This is a genomic window from Acetobacter sp. AN02, from assembly GCF_029759835.1.
Lineage (GTDB): Bacteria > Pseudomonadota > Alphaproteobacteria > Acetobacterales > Acetobacteraceae > Acetobacter.
The window spans coordinates 1-8,479 of the sequence record NZ_JAJJND010000101.1; the positions used below are offsets into that span (position 1 = coordinate 1).

Here is an 8,479-nt window from a genome sequence, read left to right on the forward strand (position 1 = left end):
CAAGAAAATCGTTTCTCGCCTTTCTTAACCTCGCAGCCGTAAAATTGTGGCTACCGTCTTTTGTCAACAAAACCTAGTGCGGAGGAGAGTCTCCGCACCCGGTTCATTCAGGCCGCACCGGCGATGCGCTTCGTATGGCGATCAGCGGATGACAGCGCAGGCGACGCGCGACCCGGCACCGCCGATCGGCTGGGTTTTGTAGTCATCGGGATTTTCGTGGATCACGACCGAGGCTCCGTCCTTGTCGAGCAGGGCCGGGCGACCACCAGTGCCGTGCAGCGAGACGAGCGTGGAGTAGAACTCGGCCATTGCGGTTCCGTCGTCTGCAACCCGGAGATTGGGAAGGTCTCCGTCATCATTGGCATTGGCGTTCAGCAGGCCGTGCACGACGGGAGACTGCGTGTGTACGTGACCTCCGGCGCTTTTGAAGGAGGGGGCGGAGCAGTCTCCGGTTTCGTGGAAATGAATACCATGCCAGCCGGGTCTCAGGCCTTTTGCCTGCACGCGCAGGATGACGCCTTTCGGCGCATCGGTGACGGCAATCGTTCCGATGGTTTTGCCATCGGCACCCTTGAGGAGAATTTCCGAAGGGGTTGTTCCGTGTTCCATGGCGGTCTGCGCGGATGCAGCAGCCGGAAGGGCGGCACTCAGGCACAGCAGGGCTGCGGAGAGGGAGAGACGGGCGGATATCATGAGCATGTCCTTTTCCGGTTTTTATGTTTCTGAAGCCTCGCGCGACTGTAACATGAACGGAAGGGACAAGTTGCATTTTCCGGTGCGATCCGGTGTGTCATGCCACAGGCAAATCTGATGTCGAGGCATGGCGTGTATCAGACGATCATTATGCAATCGAGGTGCCAGGTGATCGAGGGGAGAGCCGCATCTGCAACCGGTCAGGATCATTTACGTCATCCATCGGCCTTCAGCGCAAAGACGCACGGAAAGTTCTGGTCCGGACAAGACGTTGCAGAACTGCTTCATCTGGCGGAACTGACAGGTGTCCTCAGTCGGATTTTCATCACTCTGACAGAGCAGGCTGGCTGTCTGAAGCGCCTGATTACTGACGTCACACATGCTCAAAGCATAACGGACATCATCTTCCCGCTCTGGAAAAGCCTTTTCTTCGTTCTGAAGAAATCCCAATTCTTCGGTCAGTTTCTTCTGAAAGTTGGGGCGATGTATCTACTTGAACAGCTCAGATGATCGGACCGCTGATGCTTCCCAGGCAGTGCCTATAAGGCAGTGCAGGAAACGACGGGCGGGAGACGCAGCCGCTGCATCTGAAGCCATTTATCGGGAAATGACGGTCGAGTTTTTTATTCCATCCAGGTCACATGGGAGCGGGGAGCCGCGCAGACATGCAGGCTGAAGACGTCGGGGCGGGCGTAGTGTCCGGCGACGTCGAGGTCGTATTTCGCCCGGATGATATCGTCCTGGCTGATATCGGCTGTAATGATGGCTTCCCGGTCGTGAACCGGGCCGGCGATGATCTCTCCGAACGGATTTATGATCACGCTTCCGCCCCGGATCAGAACGGTTTCGGGTGAATTGCCCTGGTGACAGTCATAGTCTTCAGGGGCGTCGGCACGGGTAAGATACTGGCATGCGCTGAGGACGAATGTGCGTCCCTCATAGGCGATATGGCGCATCGAGGCCTGCCAGATCTCTCGCTCGTCCACAGTGGGAGCGCACCAGAGGCTGATCCCGCGGGCATACATGCTCTGGCGCAGGTCAGGCATGTAGTTTTCCCAGCAGATTGCCGCGCCGATACGTCCGATTTCCGTATCGATGACGGGGAGGGTCGATCCGTCTCCCTGTCCCCAGACGAGGCGTTCGGTCCCGGTGGGCATCAGCTTGCGATGCTTTGCTGTGAGGCTGCCGTCAGGAGCGAAGAACAGGGCCGTGCAGTACAGGGTCGCGCCGTCGCGCTCGATCACGCCGACGACGATATGGGCTTTCATTTTTGCGGCAAAGGAGCCGATCCGCGCGGTTTCGGGGCCGGGTACGGTGATGGCGGATTTCCAGTAACGCAGATATTCTTCGCGGCGTTTCAGGGAAGCGGGTTCCGAGGACGGCGCCGAAGGACAGACCCTTGGGGTATCCGCCGATATAGGCTTCCGGGAAGACCGCGAGTTCGACGCCCTGTGCGGCGGCAGCTTCGCAGTGTGCTTCCATTCTGTCCAGGGTGCGGGGCGTGTCGAAGAGGCTGGTTCCGGCCTGGATGACGGCGACGCGGTGCCGGTTCATGCTGTTTCTGCCTGCTTTCATGGCCATTTCACTTCCGGAGGCATGCTCATCAGAATGGCCTCTGTGTGTCCTCCGGTTTTCAGTCCGAAGAGGGTGCCGCGATCGTGGAGAAGATTGAACTCGACGTAGCGGCCGCGGCGGATGAGCTGGGCCTCACGCTGTTCCGGGGTCCAGTGTTCATGCATGCGTCTGCGGACGATTTCGGGGAAGGCGTGCAGGAAGGCAAGGCCGACATCCTGTGTGAAGCTGAAATCGGCCTGTGCGCTGCCGGTCCGGTGGCGGTCGTAGAAGATCCCGCCGAGACCGCGCGGTTCGCCGCGATGCGGGAGATGGAAATACTCATCGCACCAGGCCTTGAAGCGGGGATAGTATTCCGGATCGTGTTTCGTGCAGGCCTCCCTGAAAGCCTGATGGAAGGTGGCGGCGTCTTCCTGTGCCTCGGCGCTTTGGGGGAACATGGGGGTGATGTCCCCCCCGCCGCCGAACCATCCTTCCGTGGTGATGATCATGCGTGTGTTGAAATGTGCGGCCGGAACGAGGGGGCTGCACATATGGGCGACGAGGCTGATTCCGGTTGCGAAAAAACGCGGATCCTCGGCTGCTCCGGGGATGGTCTTTCGGAATTCTGGGCTGAATTCGCCCTGAACCGTGGAGACGTTCACCCCCACCTTCTCGAACACCCGCCCGCGCATGACGCTCATGACGCCGCCGCCGCCATCGGTGCCGCTCAGGCCGTCCTCGACCGGACGCTGCCATGAGGTGCGTGTGAAACGGCCGGGGGCTTCGTGGCCGGGAAGGATCTGTGTGCCGGATCGTGCGGCTTCGTCCTCGATTGCTTCGAAGGCTGCGCAGATCCTGTCACGGAGGGATTCGAACCAGCTGCGTGCGTCTGATCTGAGAGCTGTGTGCGCGTGGGCTGCGCCGGGCTGAGTGGCCATTCGGGGCTCCGGTATGCGTCGTCGGCCGCCGGTATGTCGTGAGGCGGCATCCGGATGAGGGATACTGTCCGGACGCAGACGGGGTGCGCCTTTTGACATTTCATTGCAAGAGCGGATTGCGTGAGGGCCAGGGCTCTGGCTAAACACAGAGACGGGCTGAACGGAACGGTTCCGATATGATTTATACCACAGTTCCCGCAGGGGGCTCCGAAGGAGTGCCGCAGGGCTGTGTGAAGGTGCGAGGGGATCGTATGTCTGCTGGAGCCGGAGGCGGGGAGCGCGAAGAGAGCGGAATTTCCGGGTGGATCGACAGCCGTTTCCCCGTGATCAGCGCGTTCAGGGGGCAGTATATCCGTTTTCCGATGCCGCGGAATCTGAATGCGCTGTGGACTGTCGGAGCGATGCTGACGGTGGTCCTGCTGCTGATGCTGGCGACGGGTATCACCCTTGCGATGAATTTCACGCCGACGGCCGCAGAGGCGTTTGCCTCGGTCGAGGCGATCGAGCGGCGTCTGCCCGGAGGATGGCTGATCCGCGCGATGCATATGACGGGGGCCAGCCTGTTTCTGGCCGCGCTCTACGTGCATCTGTGGCGTGGTCTTTATTATGCGTCCTACAAAAAGCCGCGTGAGATTCTGTGGCTGTTCGGCATGGTCCTTCTGGCCCTGGTGATGGTGACGGCCTTTGCCGGATATGTTCTTCCCTGGGGGCAGATGTCCTACTGGGGGGCGGATGTGGCGGGCAAGGCGATCGGTGCGGTGCCGTGGGCCGGTCCGGTGACGGAGCGCCTGTTCCTGGGCGGGGATCGCCCGGGTGATGTGACGCTGCATCATCTGTTCATTCTGCATTTCGTGCTGGCATTTGTCGTTCTGGGCGTGGTGGGGCTGCACGTTGCGGCGCTGCACTACACGGGATCGAACTCTCCTGACGGGGAGGTGCGGGAGCCGGAGCGGACCCTGCCGTTCCATCCGTATTTTACGATCAAGGATGGTCTGGGCGTGGCCGTTTTTGCGCTGATCTTTGCGCTGGTCCTGTTTTTCCTGCCGGGTCTGATTACGGAGCCGGAAAACTTCCGTCCGGCCAATCCGCTGCATACGCCTGCGAATATTGAGCCGGAATGGTATTTCCTGCCGTTTTACGCCATTCTTCAGGCCGTTCCCTCAAAATTCGGCGGTCTGGTTGCGTCTGCGGGGGCGATTGCGGTTCTGTTTGCGGTGCCCTGGCTTGACCGGTCTCCGGTGCGCGCGCCGCGTCTGCGTCCGGTCTATCGTGTGGCCATGCTGTGTCTGCCTGTGGCGTTCATGCTCCTGGGTCTTGCGGGAAAGCATCATGTTCAGGGGGGATGGCTGTATGTCGCGCAGCTGGCGACGCTGTATTATTTCGTGCATTTCCTTGTGCTGATGCCGGTGGTGTCAAGGCGCGAGACGATGACCTTCAGGGGGCAGGTATGAGGCGGTCCGCTCCTGCGCTGACGGCTGGTCTGCTCGCCGCTGCGCTCGTCATGTCTGCGCCGGTTCTGTCTGCGGCGTCCGCTGCAGATCCCGGTCATGATGCGGCACCGGCTCAGTCCTGGAGTTTCCTCGGGCTGACCGGGCAGTATGATAAGGCTGCGGTCCGGCGTGGCTATCAGGTTTATGAGCAGGTGTGCTCGACCTGTCATGGCATGAAATATCTGCGGTTCGGCGATCTGCTCGGTGCCGGTCTGACGGCGGATCAGGTCAGGGCTGTTGCGGCCTCCCACCAGGTTCCGGGCGGGACGGATCCGGACGGGAAGCCTGTCATGCGGTCTGCCACGTCAGACGATCCGTTCCCGCCTGCGCTGATGCCGCCCGGCCCTGTGGTTCCGCCGGATCAGTCGCGGCTGGCGGCCGTGTATTCGGGCGGGCCGGACAGGATTTTCGCGCTGCTTACGGGATATGGTGATCCGCCGCATGGCGTTACGCCTCCGCCGGGCCTGTTCTACAACCGCTTTGCCGCAGGACGCGCGATTGCCATGCCTCCGCCGCTGCAGGACGGCTCCGTGACCTATGCGGACGGGACGAAGGCGACGCTGGTTCAGGAGGCGCGGGACGTGACGACGTTCCTTGCCTGGGCGTCTGATCCGCATCTTGGCGAGCGGCACCGGACCGGTGTGCGGGCTGTGCTGTATCTGTGTTTCCTGATAGTGCTTCTCGTGCTTCTCAAGCGGAGGATCTGGAACGGTGCGCACCGTAAAGTCAAAGGTGAAACCCAAGGCCCCTGAACGTGTGATCGGGATTATCGGCGGGTCGGGTCTGTATGATATCGATGGTCTTGAGGATAAGGTCTGGCGGTCCGTGGACACGCCCTGGGGTGCGCCTTCGGACCGGCTGCTGACCGGCCGCCTTGCTGGTGTGCGCTGCGTGTTTCTGCCGCGCCACGGACGCGGGCATCCGATCCCGCCGTCGCGCCTGAACTACCGCGCGAATATCGCGGCGATGAAGCGCTCGGGTGTGACGGATATTATTTCCCTCTCGGCGGTGGGGTCTCTGAAGGAGGAGCTTCCTCCGGGGCATTTCGTGATTGTGGATCAGTTTATTGATCGCAGTTTTGCTCGTGAGAAGAGTTTTTTCGATACGGGCTGCGTGGCGCATGTCTCGGTTGCCGACCCCGTCTGCCCGCGGATCGGGGACGTTGCCGAAGCGAAGCTGAAGGAGCTGGGGATCGCGTATACGCGCGGGGGAACGTATCTCGTGATGGAGGGCCCGCAGTTCTCCACGAAGGCGGAGAGTGAGCTTTACCGGAGCTGGGGCTGTTCCGTGGTCGGCATGACGAACATGCCGGAGGCCAAGCTCGCACGCGAGGCGGAGATCTGTTACGCGACGGTTGCGATGGTGACGGATTATGACTGCTGGCATCCGGACCATGACAGCGTGACGGTCGAGGCGGTCGTGAAGATCATGCATGAGAACGGGGCGCATGCGCGGGATCTGGTCCGGGCGATGATTCCCGAGCTCGGCACGCCGTTCGAACCCTGTTCCGCCGGGTGCGACCGCGCCCTGGAACACGCCCTGATCACGGCTCCCGAGGCGCGCGATCCTGCGCTTCTGTCCCGGCTTGAGGTGATTGCCGGACGGGTCCTGCGCGAGGTCTGAGAACCGGTCTGCCCTGCACTTTAACGGCACGCTAACCAGTCTGCCCCAGACTTCGCGGAGTGTTTTCCGAGTCTGAGGCAGAGGTGCAGGGCAGTATGACGTTCCGGGATCATCAGCCTGCGGATGATGTGCATCAGCATCATACGCGGGAACTGGACGCGCTGCGTCTGCGGGTGGAGCCTTTTGCCTCCACCAATCCGGTCATTCTGGCCTGGGCTGAGGAATGCATCCGTAATCTGGCTGAGGATAATCAGACGATGGAGGAGATGGTACGTCTTTCCGCCTCCGTTCTTCTGCTCGTTCTTGAGCGTGAGATTGCGGCACGGATTTCTGTCAGTCAGAAACTTCCGAAAAAATGGTGCACGGTCCTCTGAAGAGGGATATCGCCTGAAAAACCGCTCCTTGCATGTTCTGTTTATGTTCCATATAAGGTCGGAACACATAGTGAACACTGTCAGGAAGCGGGAAGATGGCTGCCAGAAAAGCACAGGCTGCGACTGCTGAGGCCGGATCTCCGGCCGGAGAAGATTTACTGCGTGGCATTGCCGTGCATCCGGGCTCTGTGACAGACTCGGCGCAGGCGGCTCCCGCCGTGCCGCGCCCTGTCGTGGCGCCGGGACTGGCGGACGTTGTGAATCTGAGGGCGAATATGGATAAGAGCAAGGCGCTGGAAGGCGCGCTGAGTCAGATCGAGCGGCAGTTTGGCAAGGGCTCGATCATGCGGCTCGGTCAGCGGCCGAAAGAGCAGGCGGATGTGATCTCGACCGGCTCTCTGGGGCTGGATATCGCGCTGGGGATCGGTGGCCTGCCGCGCGGACGTATTGTTGAGATTTATGGTCCCGAGAGTTCGGGCAAGACCACTCTGGCGCTGCATGTGATTGCGGAGGCGCAGAAAAAGGGCGGCACCTGCGCGTTTATCGATGCTGAGCACGCACTCGATCCCGGCTATGCCCGCAAGCTGGGCGTTGATGTGGATAATCTGCTGATCAGCCAGCCGGATGCGGGCGAGCAGGCTCTGGAGATTGCGGATACTCTGGTGCGCTCCGGTGCGGTTGATGTGCTGGTTCTGGACAGTGTTGCCGCGCTGGTTCCGCGTGCGGAGCTGGAGGGAGACATGGGCGACAGCCATGTCGGCCTGCACGCACGTCTGATGAGCCAGGCACTGCGCAAGCTGACGGGCACGCTGGCACGCTCCAACACCATGATGATCTTCCTCAATCAGATCCGCATGAAGATCGGTGTGATGTTCGGAAATCCCGAGACCACGACGGGCGGAAACGCGCTGAAATTCTATGCCTCCGTGCGGATGGATATCCGCCGGATCGGTGCGCTGAAGGATAAGGACGAGGTCGTCGGTAACCAGACGCGTGTGAAGGTCGTCAAGAACAAGATGGCCCCGCCGTTCCGTCAGGTCGAGTTCGATATCATGTATGGCGAAGGTATCAGCAAGACGGGCGAACTGATCGATCTTGGCGTCAAGGCCGGGATTGTTGAGAAATCCGGAGCCTGGTTCTCCTGCGACAGCCAGCGGATCGGTCAGGGACGCGAGAATGCGAAGACGTTCCTGCGCGAGCATCCGGAAATGGCCGACGAGATCGAGAAAAAGGTCCGCGAGCAGGCCGGTGTTGTCGCTGAGGCGATGATGGATATGAGCGGAGACAGTGACGGAGACGAATAAGAGCGGTCTCTGAGGAGGACCGAATAGAGATCTTTTTCCGGTGATCTTCGGTCGGATCGTTCAGGGCTCCCGGGATGTGTTTGCAGGGCAGATGGAGGGACCGAAGAACCGTTGGTTGATGCGCGTGGCTCGTGACTTCAGACTTTTGGCGATTTGATTGACGGTTCTTGGGGTAGTTTTTGATCTGCGTTTTGAGCAGATCGGGCCCCCCCGCTGGATGACTACGTGCTCGCGTTCAACCTTCCGGGGAAGAGGAAGCTGCGCATGTTCGTAGACGATGTTGGCCAGCCCGATCCTCATGGTGGTCCGGGTGATGCCGACAGTTCGGATGAACAATCCCGTCTGTGATTTCCGGTCGGTGAAGATGAGCTCGACGCGTGATCGGATCACGGACTTTCCAGCATTCGATTTCTGGATATGTCGGGGGGTAATCCCCCCATAAAAAGAGTGGCTTTTGGATGAGAATTTTCTCAGCGTGAGGATGAGGAGATTCTGATGAAGAG

10 protein-coding genes and 1 pseudogene are annotated in these 8,479 nt (G+C 60.5%); 6 read left to right on the forward strand and 5 right to left on the reverse strand.

The window, feature by feature from the left end:
• Positions 1-141: 141 nt before the first annotated feature.
• On the reverse strand, positions 142-693 hold the full coding sequence (sodC, locus tag LOC54_RS10410; protein ID WP_408740343.1) for a superoxide dismutase[Cu-Zn]: 552 nt from the start codon (positions 691-693) through the stop codon (positions 142-144).
• 99 nt (positions 694-792) lie between these two features.
• Here sodC and LOC54_RS10415 point away from each other — a divergent pair, with 99 nt between their 5' ends.
• Positions 793-1,203: a hypothetical protein gene (locus tag LOC54_RS10415; RefSeq protein ID WP_279313752.1), complete on the forward strand. Its 411-nt coding sequence runs from the start codon at positions 793-795 to the stop codon at positions 1,201-1,203.
• 113 nt (positions 1,204-1,316) lie between these two features.
• Here the strand turns inward: LOC54_RS10415 and LOC54_RS10420 are convergent, their stop codons facing one another.
• From LOC54_RS10420 to hemF, 3 genes are read right to left on the reverse strand one after another with little or no spacing between them, the layout of a single operon-like run.
• Positions 1,317-1,982 (reverse strand): carbon-nitrogen hydrolase family protein, encoded by a 666-nt coding sequence (locus LOC54_RS10420; RefSeq protein WP_279313758.1) that lies wholly within the window; start codon positions 1,980-1,982, stop codon positions 1,317-1,319.
• A complete protein-coding gene (locus tag LOC54_RS10425) occupies positions 1,882-2,268 on the reverse strand; it encodes a nitrilase-related carbon-nitrogen hydrolase (RefSeq protein WP_279313753.1) in 387 nt (128 codons plus the stop codon). Before LOC54_RS10425 ends, LOC54_RS10420 begins: the two co-directional genes overlap by 101 nt.
• Complete coding sequence (gene hemF / locus LOC54_RS10430; protein WP_279313754.1) at positions 2,265-3,185, reverse strand: oxygen-dependent coproporphyrinogen oxidase; 921 nt, start codon at positions 3,183-3,185, stop codon at positions 2,265-2,267. The genes LOC54_RS10425 and hemF overlap by 4 nt, the downstream gene beginning before the upstream one ends.
• Positions 3,186-3,436: 251 nt before the next feature.
• On the opposite strand from hemF, the gene LOC54_RS10435 reads away from it, so the two are divergent.
• From LOC54_RS10435 to recA, 5 genes are all read left to right on the forward strand, one after another.
• Positions 3,437-4,636 carry a cytochrome b N-terminal domain-containing protein gene (locus LOC54_RS10435; protein ID WP_279313759.1) on the forward strand — a complete coding sequence of 400 codons (1,200 nt, stop codon included), beginning with the start codon at positions 3,437-3,439 and terminating at the stop codon, positions 4,634-4,636.
• Positions 4,633-5,427, forward strand: a complete 795-nt coding sequence (locus LOC54_RS10440; RefSeq protein WP_279313755.1) for a cytochrome c1 — start codon at positions 4,633-4,635, stop codon at positions 5,425-5,427. Before LOC54_RS10435 ends, LOC54_RS10440 begins: the two co-directional genes overlap by 4 nt.
• A complete protein-coding gene (locus tag LOC54_RS10445; protein WP_279313760.1) occupies positions 5,408-6,298 on the forward strand; it encodes an S-methyl-5'-thioadenosine phosphorylase in 891 nt (296 codons plus the stop codon). The genes LOC54_RS10440 and LOC54_RS10445 overlap by 20 nt, the downstream gene beginning before the upstream one ends.
• Before the next feature lie 59 nt (positions 6,299-6,357).
• Positions 6,358-6,672, forward strand: coding sequence for a hypothetical protein (locus LOC54_RS10450; RefSeq protein WP_279313756.1), 315 nt, complete (start codon positions 6,358-6,360; stop codon positions 6,670-6,672).
• Positions 6,673-6,947: 275 nt separating this feature from the next.
• Positions 6,948-7,976 (forward strand): recombinase RecA, encoded by a 1,029-nt coding sequence (gene recA / locus LOC54_RS10455; protein WP_279313761.1) that lies wholly within the window; start codon positions 6,948-6,950, stop codon positions 7,974-7,976.
• 221 nt (positions 7,977-8,197) lie between these two features.
• On the opposite strand, the pseudogene LOC54_RS10460 reads toward recA, so the two are convergent.
• Positions 8,198-8,402: pseudogene (locus LOC54_RS10460) on the reverse strand (IS5/IS1182 family transposase); the annotation flags it as partial.
• Positions 8,403-8,479 lie beyond the last annotated feature (77 nt).

What these genes read in the sequence shown, in the direction of transcription:
- LOC54_RS10425 (WP_279313753.1), bottom strand. Translation starts at nt 2,268, where the DNA reads ATGAAAGCAGGCAGAAACAGCATGAACCGGCACCGCGTCGCCGTCATC.
- recA (WP_279313761.1), top strand. Translation starts at nt 6,948, where the DNA reads ATGGATAAGAGCAAGGCGCTGGAAGGCGCGCTGAGTCAGATCGAGCGG.
- LOC54_RS10440 (WP_279313755.1), top strand. Translation starts at nt 4,633, where the DNA reads ATGAGGCGGTCCGCTCCTGCGCTGACGGCTGGTCTGCTCGCCGCTGCG.
- LOC54_RS10435 (WP_279313759.1), top strand. Translation starts at nt 3,437, where the DNA reads ATGTCTGCTGGAGCCGGAGGCGGGGAGCGCGAAGAGAGCGGAATTTCC.
- hemF (WP_279313754.1), bottom strand. Translation starts at nt 3,185, where the DNA reads ATGGCCACTCAGCCCGGCGCAGCCCACGCGCACACAGCTCTCAGATCA.
- sodC (WP_408740343.1), bottom strand. Translation starts at nt 693, where the DNA reads ATGATATCCGCCCGTCTCTCCCTCTCCGCAGCCCTGCTGTGCCTGAGT.
- LOC54_RS10415 (WP_279313752.1), top strand. Translation starts at nt 793, where the DNA reads ATGCCACAGGCAAATCTGATGTCGAGGCATGGCGTGTATCAGACGATC.